The 19,190-nt window shown below is 67.5% G+C and carries 18 protein-coding genes and 1 pseudogene; 8 read left to right on the forward strand and 11 right to left on the reverse strand.

The window, feature by feature from the left end:
• Positions 1-36: 36 nt before the first annotated feature.
• Complete coding sequence (locus H0X95_RS25185) at positions 37-549, reverse strand: winged helix DNA-binding protein (RefSeq protein ID WP_006483173.1); 513 nt, start codon at positions 547-549, stop codon at positions 37-39.
• A 146-nt stretch (positions 550-695) separates the two neighbouring features.
• On the opposite strand from H0X95_RS25185, the gene pxpB reads away from it, so the two are divergent.
• Genes pxpB through pxpA form a run of 3 tightly spaced genes read left to right on the forward strand, consistent with a single transcriptional unit; the run spans position 696 to position 3,237 of the window.
• Positions 696-1,352 carry a 5-oxoprolinase subunit PxpB gene (gene pxpB, locus H0X95_RS25190; protein ID WP_059720863.1) on the forward strand — a complete coding sequence of 219 codons (657 nt, stop codon included), beginning with the start codon at positions 696-698 and terminating at the stop codon, positions 1,350-1,352.
• Complete coding sequence (locus H0X95_RS25195; RefSeq protein WP_034201245.1) at positions 1,349-2,416, forward strand: biotin-dependent carboxyltransferase family protein; 1,068 nt, start codon at positions 1,349-1,351, stop codon at positions 2,414-2,416. The genes pxpB and H0X95_RS25195 overlap by 4 nt, the downstream gene beginning before the upstream one ends.
• Before the next feature lie 56 nt (positions 2,417-2,472).
• Positions 2,473-3,237 (forward strand): 5-oxoprolinase subunit PxpA, encoded by a 765-nt coding sequence (pxpA, locus tag H0X95_RS25200; RefSeq protein ID WP_006483671.1) that lies wholly within the window; start codon positions 2,473-2,475, stop codon positions 3,235-3,237.
• A gap of 558 nt (positions 3,238-3,795) precedes the next feature.
• Here the strand turns inward: pxpA and H0X95_RS25205 are convergent.
• The 10 genes from H0X95_RS25205 to H0X95_RS25250 form a co-directional block, all read right to left on the reverse strand.
• Complete coding sequence (locus H0X95_RS25205) at positions 3,796-4,941, reverse strand: TraB/GumN family protein (RefSeq protein WP_059720862.1); 1,146 nt, start codon at positions 4,939-4,941, stop codon at positions 3,796-3,798.
• The gene (locus tag H0X95_RS25210) at positions 4,934-5,947 is read right to left on the reverse strand and encodes a peptide ABC transporter ATP-binding protein (protein ID WP_006489146.1); all 1,014 of its coding nucleotides are present in this window, start codon (positions 5,945-5,947) and stop codon (positions 4,934-4,936) included. Before H0X95_RS25210 ends, H0X95_RS25205 begins: the two co-directional genes overlap by 8 nt.
• Entirely contained in the window at positions 5,944-6,942 is a 999-nt protein-coding gene (locus tag H0X95_RS25215) for an ABC transporter ATP-binding protein (protein WP_006489144.1), read from the reverse strand. The genes H0X95_RS25210 and H0X95_RS25215 overlap by 4 nt, the downstream gene beginning before the upstream one ends.
• A 2-nt stretch (positions 6,943-6,944) precedes the next feature.
• Complete coding sequence (locus tag H0X95_RS25220) at positions 6,945-7,862, reverse strand: ABC transporter permease subunit (RefSeq protein WP_034201242.1); 918 nt, start codon at positions 7,860-7,862, stop codon at positions 6,945-6,947.
• 4 nt (positions 7,863-7,866) lie between these two features.
• Entirely contained in the window at positions 7,867-8,877 is a 1,011-nt protein-coding gene (locus H0X95_RS25225) for an ABC transporter permease subunit (RefSeq protein WP_006495518.1), read from the reverse strand.
• Between the two features lie 110 nt (positions 8,878-8,987).
• Positions 8,988-10,616 carry an ABC transporter substrate-binding protein gene (locus tag H0X95_RS25230; RefSeq protein WP_006489145.1) on the reverse strand — a complete coding sequence of 543 codons (1,629 nt, stop codon included), beginning with the start codon at positions 10,614-10,616 and terminating at the stop codon, positions 8,988-8,990.
• Between the two features lie 321 nt (positions 10,617-10,937).
• Positions 10,938-12,245 carry an MFS transporter gene (locus H0X95_RS25235; RefSeq protein ID WP_006489148.1) on the reverse strand — a complete coding sequence of 436 codons (1,308 nt, stop codon included), beginning with the start codon at positions 12,243-12,245 and terminating at the stop codon, positions 10,938-10,940.
• Between the two features lie 191 nt (positions 12,246-12,436).
• Positions 12,437-12,748 (reverse strand): high-potential iron-sulfur protein, encoded by a 312-nt coding sequence (locus tag H0X95_RS25240; protein WP_012492346.1) that lies wholly within the window; start codon positions 12,746-12,748, stop codon positions 12,437-12,439.
• Between the two features lie 159 nt (positions 12,749-12,907).
• Entirely contained in the window at positions 12,908-14,017 is a 1,110-nt protein-coding gene (locus H0X95_RS25245) for an NAD(P)/FAD-dependent oxidoreductase (RefSeq protein WP_006489140.1), read from the reverse strand.
• A gap of 176 nt (positions 14,018-14,193) precedes the next feature.
• The gene (locus H0X95_RS25250; RefSeq protein ID WP_006495523.1) at positions 14,194-15,174 is read right to left on the reverse strand and encodes an AAA family ATPase; all 981 of its coding nucleotides are present in this window, start codon (positions 15,172-15,174) and stop codon (positions 14,194-14,196) included.
• 249 nt (positions 15,175-15,423) lie between these two features.
• On the opposite strand from H0X95_RS25250, the gene H0X95_RS25255 reads away from it, so the two are divergent.
• From H0X95_RS25255 to H0X95_RS25275, 5 genes and pseudogenes are all read left to right on the forward strand, one after another.
• Positions 15,424-16,152: a nitroreductase gene (locus tag H0X95_RS25255; protein WP_006495524.1), complete on the forward strand. Its 729-nt coding sequence runs from the start codon at positions 15,424-15,426 to the stop codon at positions 16,150-16,152.
• Between the two features lie 146 nt (positions 16,153-16,298).
• A complete protein-coding gene (locus tag H0X95_RS25260; protein WP_006482033.1) occupies positions 16,299-16,787 on the forward strand; it encodes a hypothetical protein in 489 nt (162 codons plus the stop codon).
• Between the two features lie 5 nt (positions 16,788-16,792).
• Complete coding sequence (locus tag H0X95_RS25265) at positions 16,793-17,608, forward strand: endonuclease/exonuclease/phosphatase family protein (protein WP_006482036.1); 816 nt, start codon at positions 16,793-16,795, stop codon at positions 17,606-17,608.
• Between the two features lie 11 nt (positions 17,609-17,619).
• Positions 17,620-17,853 (forward strand): annotated as a pseudogene (locus H0X95_RS25270) (endonuclease/exonuclease/phosphatase family protein); the annotation flags it as partial.
• Between the two features lie 308 nt (positions 17,854-18,161).
• Positions 18,162-18,932 carry a ferredoxin--NADP reductase gene (locus tag H0X95_RS25275; RefSeq protein ID WP_006482027.1) on the forward strand — a complete coding sequence of 257 codons (771 nt, stop codon included), beginning with the start codon at positions 18,162-18,164 and terminating at the stop codon, positions 18,930-18,932.
• Positions 18,933-19,190 lie beyond the last annotated feature (258 nt).

The following is a 19,190-nucleotide window of genomic DNA, read 5'->3' on the forward strand; positions in this document are numbered from 1 at the left end:
GAGCGCGTCGCCGCGCCCGACCGTTGCCGCAATCGTTTACAGCGATGCCGCCGCGCGCGCGGCCGTGTCGTACAGGCCCGAGGCGTGGCGCAGCAACTGCGCCGCGTCGCCGATCTGCTCGTTGGTGAGGCCGCTGTCCTTCAGCGTCTCGATCAGGCAATGCTCGCGGACCTCGCGGTACTTCAGGCACAGGTCGCGGCCCGCGTCGGTCGCGAAGAAGAACACTTCCTTGCCGTTCTTCTCGCTCTTCACATAGCCGCGGGCGATCAGTTTTTTCAGCGCATAGGTCGCGACGTGCGTATCCTCGATATTGAGCACGAAGCAGATGTCGGCGAGCTTCTTCTTGCGTTCGCGATGGCTGACGTGATGCAGCAGCGAGACCTCGACCGCCGTCATGTCCTTCGCGCCGGCCGCCGACATGCAGCGCACCATCCAGCGGTTGAACGCGTTCCCGGCCATGATGAGCCCGTATTCGAGCTCCGACAGCTCCGCGCTCGAATCGGAAACGAGGTGTTCGGATGACACGATCTTGGTCGCAGGACGCTTCATGGACAGGCGCAAGCCGGATGACAGGATGTGCCCGAGTGTACGCCAGAAGCCCCGGCCGGCGAGCTAGGCGAAAACGCTTATTGAGAAGTTGTCGATATTTTATTGACAATGTGCGCTAACATTGCCGTCCGAACCGTGCCAGTCCGATGACGCCACCCCGCATTTATCCGCTCGGCGATGCCGGCCTCGTCTGCGAGGTGCCGCCGCCCGCCACGCTCGATTGCCAGCGCCGCGTCTGGGCCGTGGCCGAGGCCGCGCGCGCGTGGCCCGACGTGATCGACGTCGTTCCCGGCATGAACAACCTGACCATCGTGTTCGACGCGCTCGCCGCGACGGCCGAGTCGCTCACGCCCGCGCTGCGCGACGCGTGGGAGACGGCCGACGTCGAGCACGCGGACGGCCGCGAGGTCGAGATCCCGGTCGAGTACGGCGGTGCCGCCGGTCCCGACCTGGCTGCCGTCGCCGCCCACACGGGCCTGTCGGCCGACGAGGTCGTCGCGCGCCACGCGGCCGGCGCCTACGTCGTGTTCTTCGTCGGGTTCCAGCCCGGTTTCGCGTATCTCGGCGGCCTCGACGCGTCGCTGCACACGCCGCGCCGCGCGGCGCCGCGTCTCGAGGTGCCGGCCGGCTCGGTCGGCATCGGCGGTGCGCAGACGGGCATCTACCCGGCCACGTCGCCCGGCGGCTGGCAACTGATCGGCCGCACCTCGCAGGTGCTGTTCGATCCGGCGCGACCCCAGCCGACGCTGCTGCTGCCCGGCGACCGCGTGCGCTTCACCATTGCCGGAGTCGACGCACGATGACCCAGAACCACGCACCGGGCACCATCGAGGTCGTGCGGGCCGGCCCGCTGTCGACCGTGCAGGATCTCGGCCGCCGCGGCACGCGCCATCTCGGCGTCGCGCAGGGCGGCGCGCTCGACGGCCTCGCGCTCGAAGTCGGCAACCGGCTCGTCGGCAACCGCCCCGACGCGGCGGCCGTCGAAATCACGATCGGCCCCGCCACGTTCCGCTTCACGCGCGCCACGCGCATCGCGATCACCGGCACCGAGTTCGGTGCGACGCTCGACGGCAAGCCCGTTCATTCGTGGTGGAGCCTGCCGGTCGCCGCCGGGCAGACGCTCGTGCTGCCGGCCGCGAAACGCGGCATGCGCGGCTACCTGTGCATCGCGGGCGGCATCGACGTGCTGCCGATGCTCGGCTCGCGCAGCACCGATCTCGCGTCGCGCTTCGGCGGCCTCGGCGGCCGCACGCTGCGCGACGGCGACCGGCTCCCGGTCGGCGTGCCGCCGGCCGGCGCCGGCTGCCTCGCGGCCGATGCGCCCGAATTCGGCGTGAAGGCGCCGGCATGGTGCGCGTTCGTGCGCGTCGACGAGCCGCCGCGCCGTCACCGCCCCGCGCATGCACCATGGGCGATGCCCGTGCGCGTGCTGCCGGGCCCCGACTACGCGTCGTTCGCGGCCGATTCGCAGCAGGCGTTCTGGGACGAGGAATGGCTCGTCACCGCGAACAGCAACCGGATGGGCTATCGGCTCGCCGGCGCCGAGCTCGTGCGCGCGCGCCCGGTCGAGCTGCTGTCGCATGCGGTGCTGCCCGGCACGATCCAGGTGCCGCCGAACGGCCAGCCGATCGTGCTGATGCACGATGCGCAGACCACCGGCGGCTATCCGAAGATCGGCACGGTGATCCGCGCCGACCTGTGGAAGCTCGCGCAGGCGCGGCTCAACCTGCCGATCCGCTTCGTGCGCACGACGCCCGACGCCGCGCGCGCCGCCCTCATCGCGGAACGGGCGTACCTGCGGCAGATCGACGTCGCGATCGAGATGCGCGAGGAAGCGCGCCGCCGCGCCCAATCGCGCGCGGCGTGACAATGGCGGAAGCAGCAACGAAAGACGCGCCACGCAACCAGTGGACGAGGAACATCATGGAAATCGATCTGAATGCCGATCTCGGCGAAGGATGCGGATCGGACGAGGCGCTGCTCGACCTCGTCACGTCGGCGAACATCGCATGCGGCTGGCATGCAGGCGGCGCGAACGCGATGCGCGACTGCGTGCGCTGGGCCGTGCAGAAAGGCGTGTCGATCGGCGCACACCCGAGCTTTCACGATCCGGAGAATTTCGGCCGCAAGGAAATGCAGCTGCCGGCCGGCGACATCTATGCGGGCGTGCTGTACCAGCTCGGCGCGCTGTCGGCGATCGCGCAGGCCGAGGGCGGCCGCATCGCGCACGTGAAACCGCACGGCGCGCTGTACAACCAGGCCGCGCGCGATCCGCTGATCGCCGACGCGGTGGTGTCGGCGATCCACGACTTCGATCCGTCGCTCGCGGTATTCGGGCTCGCGAACAGCGTGTTCATCGCGGCCGCGCGGCAGGCGGGGCTCGCGGCGGTGGAGGAGGTGTTCGCCGATCGCGGCTACCGCGCGGACGGCTCGCTGGTGCCGCGCAGCCTGCCCGGCGCGCTGATCGACGATGAAGACGCGGTGCTCGCGCGCACGCTCGACATGGTGCGCAACCGGCAGGTGCGCGCGCTGAGCGGCGAATGGGTGCCGCTGAATGCGCAGACCGTCTGCCTGCATGGCGACGGGCCGCATGCGCTGGCGTTCGCGAAGCGGATCCGCGCGGCGCTCGAAGCCGCCGGCGTCGACGTCGTCGCGCCCGGCGCGCTGCAGGCCGACGAAGGCGCGTAACGCCGCAGCGGGCGCCTTGCCCGCGCCCCGCACGTTTTCGTCGCACCAAAGAAAAAAGCGCCCTCGTGGCGCTTTTCCGTTGGTGCAATCGGTGCGGCTTCGCCGTCTGTCGATTCACCCCCCGAAACCGTCTTTCGACGGTGACCGGAAAAACATTCCGGATTAAAAAACGTCCGCCGCCGCCCGATCACTGCCTTCCCCGGTCAGACGACGGAACGTCGCTTATGTGCAAGTCGGCCTGCATGCATGTGTTGTTCGACGACGATTGGCCCCGCCGTGCATGCAGACTCTCCGCGGCCGGCACGCGCTTCACGTGCCGGCGACGCTCACCCCGCGCTTTATTTCTGCTACCCCGTAGAACTTATCTATTCTTTTCATTTTTTCAACTTGTGGGGTGAAGAATAGATATCGGCCGAACGGGATGTCAATCGTTTTAAACGCTATTTTCCGACGATTCAAGGGTTTTCCTTATCGACCGACACCGCCGTGCAGGCGCGGCGCGCGGCGCGCGCGACGTCGATCAAACAGGGGACGATCAGCGCATGCAGCCGGGCGCGATCAGTTCGCGTCGACCCGGTATCCTTGCTGGCGCAACAATTCGAGCACGCCGCGCGGGCCACCCAGATGCAGCGCGCCGATCGCGACGAACAGCGGCCGGTTCGGCGCGGCGATTGCCGTCATCCGTGCAACGAAGCGCCGGTTGCGCTCGTACACGATCTTGTTGTCGAGCGACGCCGACAACGCCTTCGAACGGGCGAGCCGTTCGCTCTTCGCGACCGCCCACGCGGAAATCGCATCGGCGTCGCCAATTCGCCACAGCCGGTGCAGCGCCTTGATGTCGTCGGCGTTCTGCGCGGGGGTCTGCACCATGTCCTGCGCGAGCATCTCGCGCTGCTCGGCCAGCGTCAGCCCGGTGAATGCGCGCATCTGTTCGGCGAGCGTCTCGAGCCCGATCACGCGGCCGCCTTTCTTCTTCAGGAACACGTTCTGCAGTTGCGCCTCGGTGCCGTATTCGGTCTGCAGGCCGGCGGACAGCGAATCGTAGGTCTCGACGACGAGCGCCGCGAGCCACGGCCGCATCTTGCGGATCTCGGCGAGCGCGGCCGGGTTGCCGCGCAGGCGCGCCGCGAGCCGCTGCCACAGCGGCTCCGGCAGCAGGCGCTGCAGGCACGGATAGCGGCACACGCCGTATTTCGACACGTCGTCCTGCGATTCGAGCAGATCGTCGGGCGACAGCTCGAGCGCAAGCGTCGGCGACGCGACGAGCGCCGCGAGGATGCGCGGCCGGAACGGCTGCGCGCTCGGGTAATCGGACGGATCGCCCGTATGCAGCGTGCCGAGCACGTAGAGCGTGACCTTGCCCTTGGTCGCGACGTAAAACGGCATGCGCGCCGGCCGCACGCGCACGGTGCCGCGCGACACCGTGCCGTCCGAGACGGCCGGCGCGTGGAAGCCCGGCAGGCTCATGCCGGGCGGCGGGACCTGCGACGGATGAATCGGCGAAGTCGCCGGCGCACGCCCTTCGGCGCGCGCCGGTTCGACGGAGACCACGACGCTGGCCGCCGCGCACGCGCCGGCCAGCGCCGCGCCCGTGACGGTACGCACGCTCCAGCGCCGCGCGTAGCGGTACGCGCGCATCACGCGCGCACTGCCGGTCCCCACACGGCGCACGCCGGACACGCGCGCCGCCAACGCTTCAGGCATTCGCCTCCCCTACCTCCTCGGCGCGATGGCAGGCCACGCGCCGGCCGTCCACTTCGCGCAATTGCGGCTCCTCGACGCGGCACCGCTCGACCGCGTACGGGCAGCGCTGGTGGAACGCGCAGCCCGACGGCGGATTGAGCGGCGACGGCAGTTCGCCCTGCAGCTTGATCTGCACGCGGCGGTCTTCCTCGAAGATCGCCGGCGTCGCCGACATCAGCGCCCGCGTGTACGGATGGCGCGGCCGTGCGTAGATCGTCGCCTTGTCGCCGAGTTCGGCGACGCTGCCGAAGTACATCACCATCACGTCGTCCGCGACGTGCTCGACCACCGACAGGTTGTGCGAGATGAACACGTAGCTCGTCTTGAACTGCTCCTGCAGATCCATGAACAGGTTCAGGATCTGGGCCTGGATCGACACGTCGAGCGCGGACACCGGCTCGTCGGCGACGACGATGCGCGGATCGAGGATCATCGCGCGCGCGATCGCGACGCGCTGGCGCTGGCCGCCCGAGAACATGTGCGGATAGCGCTTCGCGTGCTCGGGCCGCAGGCCGACCGTGCGCATGATCTGCGCGATGCGCGCGGCGCGCTCGGCGGCCGTCAGGTTCGCGTTGATCTCGAGCGGCTCGGCGAGCGTCTGCTCGACGGTCTTGCGCGGGTTCAGCGACGCGAACGGGTTCTGGAACACCATCTGCACGCGGCGGCGCAGGTCGGCGACCGTGTCGCGGCTCGCGCCGGCCACGTTCTTGCCGTCGATCGTCAGGCTGCCCGACGTGGGCGTTTCGATCATCGTGAGCTGGCGCGCGAGCGTCGACTTCCCGCAGCCCGATTCGCCGACGACGGCGAGCGTCTTGCCGCGCTTCAGCGAGAACGACACGCCGTTCAGCGCCTTCACCGTGCCCTGCCCGAACATCCCGCGCTTCACCGAGTAGTGCTTCGCGAGGCCGTCGGCCACCAGGACGTCCTCGTCGTGCGACGCGTGGCGCGTATCCTGGACTGCGTTCATCGTGCGCCTCCCGTCAGGTCGAGGTTGGAAACATTGAGCGGCTTGATGCAGCGCGCGCGCATCGCATCGTTGGCCGGCACCAGCGTGTCGAGCGCCGGCCGCGCCTTGCGGCAATCGTCGACCACGTACTTGCAGCGCGGCGCGAACAGGCAGCCGGACGGGCGATCATCGCGGCCCGGCACCATGCCGGGCAATGCGGCAAGGCGACGCGCCCCCTTATTGTGCTCGGGAATCGCCGCGAGCAGCGCTTCGGTGTACGGATGATGCGGCGCGCGGAAGATGTCGGGCACGCGATTGGTTTCGATGATCTCGCCCGCGTACATCACCGCGACGCGATGCGCGACCTCCGACACCACGGCCAGATCGTGCGAGATCAGCACGAGCGCCATCCCGCGCTCCTTCTGCAGCTTCACGAGCAGATCCATGATCTGCGCCTGGATCGTCACGTCGAGCGCGGTGGTCGGCTCGTCGGCGATCAGGAGCTTCGGGTTGCACGCGACGGCCATCGCGATCATCACGCGCTGGTTCATCCCGCCCGACATCTGGTGCGGGAACGACGCGATGCGGTTCTTCGCATCGGGAATGCCGACCTGGTCGAGCAGTTCGAGCGCGCGCCGGTGCAGCGCGTCGCCGCGCAGCCCTTCGTGCAGCTTCAGCACTTCCTTGATCTGGTAGCCGACCGTGTAGCTCGGGTTCAGGCTCGTCAGCGCGTCCTGGAACACCATCGCGATGTCCTTGCCGACGATCTTGCGGCGCGCCTTCGGCGACGCCTTCAAGAGATCCACGCCGTTGAACGTGACTTCGTCTGCCGTCACCTTGCCGGGCGCGTCGATCAGGCCCATCAGCGCCATCATCGTCACGCTCTTGCCCGAGCCCGATTCGCCGACGACGCCCACCACCTCGCCCGGTGCGACCGACAGGTTGATCCGGTCGACCGCGGGCAGGCCGTTGAAGTTCACCGCGAGATTGCGGATGGTCAGTAGGTTCTGGGTCATGGTCATGCCATCCGTTTCAGCTTGGGATCCAGCGCGTCACGCAGCCCGTCGCCGAGCAGGTTGATCGCGAGCACCGAAATCAGGATCGACAGGCCGGGCATCGTCACGATCCACCACGCGTTGTCGATGTAGTCGCGTGCGGAAGCGAGCATCGCGCCCCACTCGGCGGTCGGCGGTTGCACGCCGAGGCCGAGGAAGCCGAGCGCGGCCGCGTCGAGGATGGCCGACGAGAAGCCGAGCGTCGCCTGCACGATCAGCGGCGCCGTGCAGTTCGGCAGCACCTGCGAGAACATCAGGCGCAGCGTGCCGGCCCCGGCCACGCGCGACGCGGTCACGTATTCCTTCTGCAGCTCGCCGAGCGCCGACGCGCGCGTGAGACGCACGTAGGCCGGCAGCGCGACGATCGCGATCGCGAACATCGTGTTGGTGAGGCCCGGGCCGATGATCGCGACGACCGCGACCGCGAGCAGCAGCGACGGCAGCGCGAGCAGCACGTCCATGATGCGCATCACCGGCGTGTCGGCCCACTTCTGGAAGAACGCGGCGACGAGCCCGAGCACGATGCCGGGGATCAGCGCGAGCACGACCGACACGAAGCCGATCCAGAACGACATCCGCGCGCCGAACATCAGCCGCGAAAGGATGTCGCGGCCCGCTTCGTCGGTGCCGAGGATGAACTGCCAGTTGCCGCCGGCGAGCCACGCGGGCGGAATCTTCACGTAGTCGCGGTATTGCTCGACCGGGCTGTGCGGCGCGATCAGCGGCGCGAGCAGTGCGACTGCGATCAGCACGATCACGACGACGCCCGCGCCGACGGCGCCGCGGTTGCGCGAGAAGTTGGCCCAGAACTCGCGCAGCGCGAGCGCACGGCCGCCGGCCGGCGCGGATTCGGTCGGCAGGGTATTTTGCAGATTGCTCATGGGATTACCTCGTGTGGCGGATGCGCGGATTCAGCACGCCGTACAGCAGGTCGACGACCAGGTTCACGACGATCACGAGCGTCGCGATCAACAGGATGCCGCCCTGGACGACCGGATAGTCGCGGCGGCCGATCGCATCGATCAGCCACTTGCCGACACCGGGCCACGAAAAGAGCGTCTCGGTCAGCACCGCACCCGCAAGCAGCGTGCCGATCTGCAGGCCGATCACGGTGACGACCGGGATCAGCGCGTTGCGCAGCGCATGCACGACGACCACGCGCACGGGCGACAGCCCCTTCGCGCGGGCGGTGCGGATGTAGTCCTCGCGCAGCACTTCGAGCATCGACGAGCGCGTCATCCGCGCGATCACCGCGAGCGGAATCGTGCCGAGCACGATCGCGGGCAGGATCAGGTGGCTCACCGCCGACTTGAACGCGCCTTCGTCCGGCGCGAGCAGCGCGTCGATCAGCATGAAGCCGGTCGGGTGCGGGAAATCGTATTCGACCGCGATGCGCCCGGACACGGGCGTCCAGCCGAGATACGACGAAAACACCATGATGAGGATCAGCCCCCACCAGAAGATCGGCATCGAGTAGCCGGTGAGCGCGGTGCCCATCACGCCGTGGTCGACGACCGAGCCGCGCCGCAGCGCGGCGATCACGCCGGCCGGCAAACCGACCGCGAGCGCGAACACGAGCGCGCACAGCGACAGTTCGACGGTCGCCGGGAAGCGCGCGAAGAATTCGCCGCCGACGCTCGTGTTGGTGATGATCGACGTGCCGAGGTCGCCATGCAGCGCACGGCCGACGTAGTGGAGGTACTGCAGCGGCAGCGGCTGGTCGAGCCCGAGGCGCTTCATCGCCTCTGCGTGCATCGCGGGATCGACGCCGCGCTCGCCCATCATCACTTCGATGGGGTCGCCCGGTATCAGGTGAATCAGCGCAAACGCCAGGATGGTGATGCCGATGAAAGTCGGGATCACCATCCCCACGCGGCGCAACACGAATCTGAACATGATGCGTCTCGTATTTTCTTGTGGGAAATGTGCGACCGGCGACGGGAAGCTTTTGGCCTCCCGCCGCCGGATGAGTTAGCCGGTCTTCGCGACAGCTTATACGGGCCGTATTACTTCACGCCGACACCGTCGAAGCGAGCATAGCCGAGCGGCTCGATACGCATGTCGACCACGTTCTTGCGCACCGGCTGGTAGACCGTCGAGTTCGCGATCGGCGAGAACGGCAGCTGTTGCGCGAAGATCTGCTGGGCCTGCGTGTAGAGCTTCGTGCGCGCGTCCTGGCCCGTCGTCGTGCGGCCCTTCTGGACCAGCTCGTCGAACGGCTTGTAGCACCAGTGCGAGAAGTTGTTGCCCTTGATCGCTTCGCAGCCGAGCAGCGTGCCGAGCCAGTTGTCCGGATCGCCGTTGTCGCCCGTCCAGCCGATCAGCATCGTGTCCTGCTCACCCGCGTGCGCACGCTTGATGTACTCGCCCCACTCGTACGTGACGATCTTCGCCTTCACGCCGATCTTCGCCCAGTCGGCCTGGATCATCTCGGCCATCAGGCGGGCGTTCGGGTTGTACGCGCGCTGCACGGGCATCGCCCACAGCGTGATCTCGAACCCGTTCGGGAAGCCGGCCTTCGCGAGCAGCGCCTTCGCCTTCGCGGTGTCGTAGGCCGCCATCTTCAGGTTCTTGTCGTACGACCATTGGGTCGGCGGCATCGGCGCGCTCGCGGCCTGGCCGGCGCCCTGGTAGACGGACTCGAGGATCGCCTTCTTGTTGATCGCCATGTCGAGCGCCTGACGCACTTCGAGCTTGTCGACCGGCTTGTGCTCGACGTTGTACGCGAGGTAGCCGAGGTTGAAGCCGGCCTGCGACGGCATGTCGACGTTCGAATCGGCCTTCAGCGTCGCGATGTCGGCCGGGCGCGGATAGCTCATCACCTGGCATTCGTTGCGCTTGATCTTCTGCACGCGCACGCCCGGATCCGGCGTGATCGAGAAGATCAGCTTCGACAGCTTCACTTCGCCCTTCTTCCAGTAATCAGGATTGCCATCGAAGCGGATCGTCGCGTCCTTCGTGTAGCTGCGGAAGATGAACGGCCCCGTGCCGACCGGCTTCTGGTTGATGTCGGCGGCACGGCCGGCCTTCATCAGCTGGTCGCCGTATTCGGCCGACAGGATCGACGCGAATTCCATCGCCATGTTCTGGATGAACGGCGCGTTCGGCTCGGCCAGCGTGAACTTCACGGTGTACGGATCGACCTTCTCGACCTTCGTGATCAGCTTGTCGAGACCCATGTCGGTGAAGTACGGGAACGACACCGGGTACGCCTTGCGGAACGCATTGTTCGGATCGAGCATGCGCTGGAACGAGAACACGACGTCGTCCGCATTGAATTCACGCGTCGGCTTGAAGAAGTCGGTCGTATGGAACTTCACACCGTGGCGCAGGTGGAACGTGTACACCTTGCCGTCGGACGACACGTCCCACTTCTCGGCGAGGCCGGGCTCGACCTTCGTGCCGCCGCGCTCGAATTCGACGAGGCGGTTGTAGACGGTGAACGTGGCGGCGGTGAAGTCGACGCCGGTCGTAAATTGCGCGGAATCGAAACCCGCCGGGCTGCCTTCTGAGCAGTAGACGAGCGTTTTGTTCGGGATCTGTGCGAATGCAGAACCCGCGACGCCGAGCGATGCCGCTGCCACGCCTGCCATGGCGGTAACACGCAGGGTGTGCAACAGACGGTTGTATTCCATGTTTCCTCCAGGTCTCCAGATCGGAACCGGTCCCGCCAGGGAGCCGGCGTACGCGGATATTACTTGAGCTAACGATGCTGCAACAAGCTGGAGAAAAAACTCTTCTATACGCCCGCCGGGTTTTTGCCGATTTTTAGTGTGGGTAAAAAATGCAACCACGCGCGCGAGCGACAATTCCGTCCATTTCGCGGCATGTTTCGTTCGACGACTAAACAATTCGGGTGCGAACGCGAAGGGGCGACACACCGTTTCCCCGCGTTCTGCATCACATCATTGCGTTTGGCGAAACGATTCGATGACCGCCCTCAAATCGTCATGTCGTCACGCCGGCGCATCGAGGTCGGCGCTGCGCGCGGGCACGAACGCGACCGCGACGATCGACAGCGCGAGGCCCGCCATCACGTAGTAGGTCGGCGCGAGCGGCGTGCCGGTGACCTTGATCAGCCACGTGACGATGAACTGGCCGAAGCCGCCGAACAGCATCACCGCGACGTTGTACGCGATCGACAGCCCGGTCGAGCGCACGTTGGCCGGGAACAGCTCGGCGATCATCGCGCCGAACGGCCCGTAGTAGCCTGCCAGCGTCACCGACAGCACGGCCTGCACCGCGATCAGCCGCCCGATGCTCGGCGCCGCGTCGAGCCATGCGAACAGCGGGTACATCAGCGCGAGCGTCAGCACGAGCGACCACAGCGACAGCCCCTTGCGGCCGATGCGGTCCGACCACGCGCCCGCGATCGGCGACAGCACCATCAGCAGCAGGTTGCCGATGATCACCGCGTAGAACGATTCCGCATACGGCAGCTTCAGCTGCTTCACCGCGAAGGTCGGCAGGTAGCTGATCAGCACGTAGATCGTCACGGTGAGCGCGATCACCGAGCCGAGCCCGCACAGCACCTCGCGCGGGTGGCGCGTGAACACTTCGCCGAGCGTCGCGCGGCGCGCGTTCTGCTGCGCATGCAGGAACGCTTCGGAATCGGCGAGATGGCGGCGGATGTAGAAGCCGATCGGGCCGATCAGCAGCCCGAGGACGAACGGCACGCGCCAGCCCCAGCTGCGCAGCGCGTCGTGCGACAGCCCGCGCGTGACGGCCGCGCCGACGAGCGCGCCGATCAGCAGCGCGGCCGCCTGGCTCGCCATCTGCCAGCTGCCGTAGAAACCGCGTTTCGAGAACGGCGCCGCTTCGATCAGCAGCGCGGTCGAGCTGCCGAATTCGCCGCCCGCCGAGAAGCCCTGCAGCAGGCGGCCGAGCACGATCAGGATCGGCCCGCCGATGCCGATCGCCGCATAGGGCGGCGCGATCGCGAGCAGGAAGATGCCGGCCGTCATCAGCAGGATCACGAGCGACAGCGCGGCCTTGCGGCCCGCGCGGTCCGCGTACAGCCCGAACACGATGCCGCCGATCGGGCGCATGAAGAACGCGACGCCGAACGTCGCGGTGGTCAGCAGCAGCGACGAGTATTCGCTGGAGGTGGGGAAGAACAGTTCGGCGATCACGACCGTCATGAAGCCGAACACCGTGAAGTCGTACCACTCGAGTGCATTGCCGATCACGGCGGCCGCCACCGCGCGCCGGTTCAGCGCACGCTCGGGCCGGATCGTTTTCGTTGAATTCGCAATCGTCGCCATGCGTGCCTCGTCCTCGTGAATTCGCCGTGTCGGGCGGCGCGGCGCGCGGGCATGCCGCGCCGCGCAGGTGTGCAGCGAGTGTAGAAAGCGCCGGAACCGTTTTCAAGCAATAAAAAACGCTCGCCATCGAACGACAGCGAGCGTTTTGCGGTTTTCGCCACAATGCGGCATCGCACGATGCCGCACCGGCCTCAACCCATCTTCGAGAATGCGCTGCACCAGCCCTTCGCCGCGACCTGCTTGCCGGGGAAGGCGCCGCACGGGCCCGACGTCGAGCCCTTCTTGCCCTGGTACAGCATGCAGGCCGCGCAATCCTGGCCCGCTGCGTATTTCGGATACTTCGTCTTGTCGACCTTGGTGGCATCGGCCTTGTAGCCGAGCGCCGCCGCGGTCGGATCGGTTTCCGACAGCATCGGCGCATCGGCCAGCGCTTCACGCGACAGTGCCAGCGCGGACACGGCACCAATACTCGTAATCAGGAAACTCCGACGGGTTGCTTTCATAGGGGGACTCGCTCCAACGTTATTGGTTTGAAAGCCGTTCTGGCGACGGCCGTTCGACAGAATAACGCCCAAGCGAATAAATGTGCGCGCCGAAATGCCGGAGATAAGGGATTTCACACGGGTTTCGCGCGGCCGGCCCGCACGGACGCGGGCCGTGCATCACGCGCGCGACACCATGTCGCCCACCCGCTGCGCGAGCGCGAGCGACGCGGTGAGCCCCGGCGACTCGATGCCGAACAGGTTCACGAGTCCGCGCACGCCGTGCTGCGCGGCCCCCTGCACGATGAAGTCGGCCGGCGGCTCGCCGGGCCCCGCGAGCTTCGGCCGGATACCCGCGTACGCCGGCTGCAGTGCATCGTCGGGCAAGCCCGGCCAGAACGCGCGGATCGACGTGTAGAACGCGCCCGCGCGCGCCGGATCGACTTCGTAGCGCAGCGAATCGCACCACTCGACGTCCGGGCCGAAGCGCGCCTGCCCGCCAAGATCGAGCGTCAGGTGCACGCCGAGCCCCGCGCGATCGGGCATCGGATAGATCAGGTGCGAGAACGGCGCACGGCCCGACAGGCTGAAATAATTGCCGCGCGCGAAATAAAGCGGCGGCACCCAGCGCGGATCGAGGCCGCGCGTGCGGCGCGCGAGCGCCTGTGCGCCGAGCCCCGCGCTGTTGATCACGCAGGTGGCGTCGATCTCGGCCGGCGCGCCGCCGCCGGTGCGCACGATGAAGCGGCCGCCACGCAGCACGTCGATCGACTCGACCGGAGCGTGCAGCGCGCACACGGCGCCGTCGCGCTCCGCGTCGCCGAGCAGCGCGAGCATCAGCTGGTGGCTGTCGACGATGCCGGTCGACGGCGAGAACAGCGCCTCCACGCATTCGAGCGCGGGCTCAAGCGTCTGCGCCTCGGCGCGCGTGAGCGGCAGCAGGTCGAGCACGCCGTTTTCGGCGGCGCGCGCGGCGATCGCCTTCAACTGCTTCACCTGCGCGGCGCTCGTCGCGACGAGCAGCTTGCCGGTACGCCGGTGCGGCACATGATGGGTCTCGCAGAATTCGTACAGCAGGTCGCGCCCGTGCACGCACGACATCGCCTTCAGCGACCCGCGCGGATAGTAAAGCCCCGCGTGAATCACCTCGCTGTTGCGCGAACTCGTGCCCGTACCGATCGCGTCGGTCGCCTCCAGCACGATCGTTTCACGCCCGCGCGCGGCCAGTTCGCGCGCAATCGCCAGACCGACGACACCCGCGCCGATCACGACACAATCCGTCTGCTCCATGGCTTTTCGCGCTGCTCGCGCGTCGAAGGGAGAGAGAAGAATTGTACGTCCCGGTTCGCCCGCTTGCCGAACGCCGACGTATCGCGTCGCGGCGATGCGGACGGTGGCGCAGACAACGATGCGGCCACGAATGCGACGAATGCCACGCGCGCCGCGGCCGGGCGCGCGTGGCCGCGTCAGAAGCCGATCGGCCGGCGCTTCGCCGCGCCTTCGTCGGCGCGGATGTCGGCCGGCCCGATCGCGTCGCGACCGTCGAGCCGCGCGGCGCCGAACGCGTGCAGCAGCGCTCGGCGCATCGTGCGCGGCGGCGTCGCGGCCAGCACGTCGAGCGCATCGTCGCCGAGCGTCTCGGGGAAGCGCCGCCCCCACGCATGCGACGTGCGGATCTCGTCGTAGATCGTCTGCGCGATCCGGCGTGCGCCGGCTGCATCGGGCGGCGCAATCTCGTACACGTTCATCCGGTTGAGCAGCGGCTCCGGAATCGCCTGCGCGTCGTTCGCGGTCGCGATCCAGATCACGTTGCCCGCGTCGATCGGCACTTCCGCGAATTCGTCGACGAACGCGCGCGCGGTGTCGTGCTCGAGCAACGCATACAGCGCGCCGAGCGGATCGTATTGCGCATCGCTGCCGGCCTTGTCGATCTCGTCGACCGCGATCACCGGGTTCGCATAGCTGCCGTTCACGAGCGCGTCGAACACCTTGCCGGGCTTCGCGTTCTTCCATTGCGACGACGCGCCCGACAGGATCCAGCCGGCCGTCAGCGAACTCATCGGCACGTAGTGGTACGCGGTGCCGAGCAGTTGCGCGAGCGCCTTCGCGAAATGCGTCTTGCCGATCCCGGGCGGCCCGAGCAGCAGGATCGGCATCAGTTCGAGCCGGTCGTCCGTTTCGAGACACAGCGCGATCTGCTTGCGCACGTCGTCGAGCGGCTCGCCGAAATTCGGCAACGCCTCGCCGAGCGCGTCGAACGACGGCATCCGGTTCGGCTTCACGCAAAAGCGCAGATTCCCCGTCTTGAGCATCTTCTCGTAGGTCGAGCGCAGTGCGTCGCTTGCGCTCTCGTTCAGGTCGCCCAGCGCCGTCTCGACCTGCTCGAGGTCGTACACCGTGCTGAAGGACGCCACCGCCAGTTCCTGTTTCACCATCGCCGTCGTCATACCAACCTCGCTGCCTTGCCGTCACACACTCATCAGACCCTTACGATTTCAGTGTAGCGATCCCGCATCGCCGTGCAAGCAAGCAGCCGGGGGAGTCTGCTGCTAACAGCGCGCCCGCGCTGCACGGTCGTGCGCCGCGGCGTATGATCGACAGTTCACGACGCTCGCGCCGGGCGCGCCGCTGGCGTTCGCGCGCCGCGCACACGCTGCTCCCGCACCGCGCCAGACGCCTCGCCCGAAGAGTTGCCGATGTCCGTCCCCACTGCTTCCCCGCGCGTCGACGCCGACGCGATCCGTTCCGTCGATACCGTCGACGCCGCGCTCAAGTCGCGCCGCGCGATCCGCGCGTTCCTGCCGACGCCCGTGCCGCGCGACACGCTCGAGGCGATCCTCGAAGCCGCGAGCCGCGCGCCGTCGGGCACCAACATCCAGCCGTGGCGCGTGTACGTCGCGACGGGCGCCACGCGCGACGCGCTCGCCGCCGCGCTCACCGCGGCCTACGACGATCCCGCGCGCGACGAGAAATACGTCGCCGAATACGACTACTACCCGCGCGAATGGGTGTCGCCGTATATCGACCGGCGCCGCAAGGTCGGCTGGGACCTGTACGGCCTGTTGAACATCGGCCGCGACGAGAAGGCGCGCATGCATGCGCAACACGCGCGCAATTTCCGTTTCTTCGATGCGCCGGTCGCGCTGTTCTTCACGCTCGACCGCGTGATGACGTTGGGGGCCTGGCTCGACTGCGGGATGTTCCTGCAAGGCGTGATGACGGCCGCGCGCGCCCGCGGCCTCGACACCTGCCCGCAGGCCGCGTTCGTGCCGTTTCACCGGATCGTCGCCGAACATCTCGACATTCCGGCCAACGAGCAGCTCGTCTGCGGCATGTCGCTCGGCCATGCGGACCCCGACGCGATCGAGAACCGCCTCGTCACCGAGCGCGCGAGCGTCGCCGAGTTCGCGCGCTTTTTCGCTTGAAAACGCATGACGCGTCCTTACCTGTCGAGCAGGACCGCATCGTGCTGCGAACCCGTCGCGGCGCGTCCCGTCACATCGCGACCGAAATCGATCGGGCGTAAGATGTGCGTCCGTTCCCCGCTATCCCGCGTTTCCGGAGACGTTTCATGCTGAAACACGGCCTGGCCGTCCTGCTTGCGAGCGTCGTGCTCGCCGCCCATGCGCAGAGCCCCGCGCCGGCCGTCGTCGCATGGGAAATCCAGGTGGTGCGCGACGGTCAGACGATCGACACGTTCCAGCAAAACACCACCGTGGGCCAGTCCCGCACCGATACCCATCGCTATCCGTCATCCGTGCCGGTGGGCTGCGGCAATGCCGCGCGCGTCGTGCCGACCGAGCGCTCGCGCTCGGTGACGGTCGCCCCGCTCGCCGTCGACGCCAACGCGAACACCGTGTCGCTCGGGCTCGACGTGCAGGAAACGCTCGACGACGAAAACGCGACGCGCGGCGATCCGTGCGTGCCCGCGTCGCCGCGGCAGATCGTCGCGAGCCACCCCGGTCTGTCGGTCGGCGGCGAGGCGTGGACCGACTGGACGCTCGTCGAGCAGCATCCGCATCTCGTGTACCGCGTGCGCGCGCACGTCGCGAAGGACTGAGCGTCATGTCCGCCGACGCTCTCTCCCTGCCGTTCGCCGAACCGCACGCCGCGCCCGACGAAATCACCGCCGTCAGCTGGAACCTGCACAAGGGCCGCTCGCCGCTCGGCTTCACCGCGTGGAACGCGATGCGCGACTGGATGCAGTCGACCCACGCCGACGTGTATTTCCTGCAGGAAGCGATGGCGCGCCGCATGCCGCGCCCGATGCTCGCACCGGGCTTCGGCGCGCCGATGGACGACACGGTCGACGACGTGTGGCATTGCCAGGCCACCGAGATCGCGCAGGCGCTCGACTGGCAGATCGCGCTCGGGCCGAACGTGTTCAAGCCGTCGTGGCGGCACGGCAACGCGATCCTGTCGCCGCATCCGCTCGATCTCGGCGGCCGCTGGGACATCTCCGCGCACCGCTTCGAGCGGCGCGGGCTGCTCGTCGCCCGTGCGACGCTTGCGGGCGCCCGCCCGGTCACGCTGCTGTGCGCGCACCTGGCGCTCACGCGCGCCGCGCGGCTGCGCCAGATGCACTGGATCGCGCACTGGATCGTGCGCAACGCGGGCGACGATCCGCTCGTGCTCGCCGGCGATTTCAACGACTGGCGCAACGATTCGGTCGCGCTGTTCGGCGAGATCGGGCTGTCCGAGGTCGCGACGCTGCTCGGCGAATCGGGCCGCACGTTCCCCGCGTTCTCGCCGGCGCTCGCGCTCGACAAGATGTTCGTGCGCGGGCTGACGCCGCTCGAATGGCGTGCGCCGTCCGGCGAAGCCGCGTGGCTGTCGGACCACCTGCCGTACATCGCGCGCCTGCGCCTCGATCCGCAGTAGCGCCCGCGGTCAACGACTGGCGCAACGATTCGGTCGCGCTGTTCGGCGAGATCGGGCTGTCCGAGGTCGCGACGCTGCTCGGCGAATCGGGCCGCACGTTCCCCGCGTTCTCGCCGGCGCTCGCGCTCGACAAGATGTTCGTGCGCGGGCTGACGCCGCTCGAATGGCGTGCGCCGTCCGGCGAAGCCGCGTGGCTGTCGGACCACCTGCCGTACATCGCGCGCCTGCGCCTCGATCCGCAGTAGCGCCCGCGGTCCCGCGGCGCCCCCGGTCACGGCGCTGCCGGAGCACGCCGCACTCGCCGCGACACGCGCAGCCGATCATGGAAAGCATATTGAAAGGATCTGTTGCGCCAAATCCGCGCAGCCGCGGGGGTCAAGCCCGCGATCCGCGTCAACAGGGTAAAATAACGAGTTCCTCAAACGTCTGTCATCGAGAAGGCGCGTGTCCGACGCGCCGGCCGGCCGATCCGCGATCGGGCCGTCGCACTCGGTTTTTTGCCCGTTTTTGGGCCCGTTACACGCGTTCGCCACGCGCGTCCGTTTTCAAAGCCATGAGCAAATACGACACCGCCACCGTCCAATCCGTCCATCACTGGACCGACACGCTTTTCAGCTTCACCTGCACCCGTGAGGCGAGCCTGCGCTTCAACAACGGCGAATTCACGATGGTCGGCCTCGAAGTCGACGGCAAGCCGCTCGCGCGCGCCTATTCGATCGTCAGCCCGAACTACGAGGAGCATCTCGAGTTCTTCAGCATCAAGGTGCAGAACGGCCCGCTGACGTCGCGCCTGCAGCACCTGAAGGTGGGCGACACGGTGCTGATCGGCAAGAAGCCGACGGGCACGCTGGTCGCCGACAACCTGCTGCCGGGCAAGACGCTGTGGATGCTGTCGACGGGCACGGGCCTCGCGCCGTTCATGTCGATCATCCGCGATCCGGACATCTACGACCGCTTCGACAAGGTGATCCTGACCCACACGTGCCGCCTGAAGGGCGAGCTCGCGTACATGGACTACATCAAGCACGACCTGCCGGGCCACGAGTACCTGGGCGACATCATCAAGGAAAAGCTCGTCTACTACCCGACCGTCACGCGCGAAGCGTTCGACAACGAGGGCCGGATCACCGACCTGATCGCGACGGGCAAGCTGTTCACGGATCTCGGCGTGCCGGCCTTCTCGCCGGAAAACGACCGCGTGATGCTGTGCGGCAGCACCGCGATGCTGAAGGACACGACCGACCTGCTGAAGCAGGCCGGCCTCGTCGAAGGCAAGAACAGCGCGCCGGGTCACTACGTGATCGAGCGCGCATTCGTGGACTGATCGATCCCCGAATTTGTGCCGCATCAAGAACCGGAGCGAAAGCTCCGGTTTTTTTTCGTCCGGACTTGGCGAATTCGTAACAAACTGGGACCATTCCATCTCAAATAGTTACATTTGGATACGTCATCGCCCGGTGTTCGGGTGTCAGTGTTTTTCCTACAACAGGTTCATTCCGATTATTCACATTTACCCTTAAATGTCCGCCCGACATGACCTTTTCAGAAATTTTGAGATATTATTCGCCGCGCGTGGTTGCCG

Source organism: Burkholderia sp. 9779_493 (assembly GCF_015712215.1).
In the GTDB taxonomy this organism is placed as follows: domain Bacteria; phylum Pseudomonadota; class Gammaproteobacteria; order Burkholderiales; family Burkholderiaceae; genus Burkholderia; species Burkholderia cenocepacia.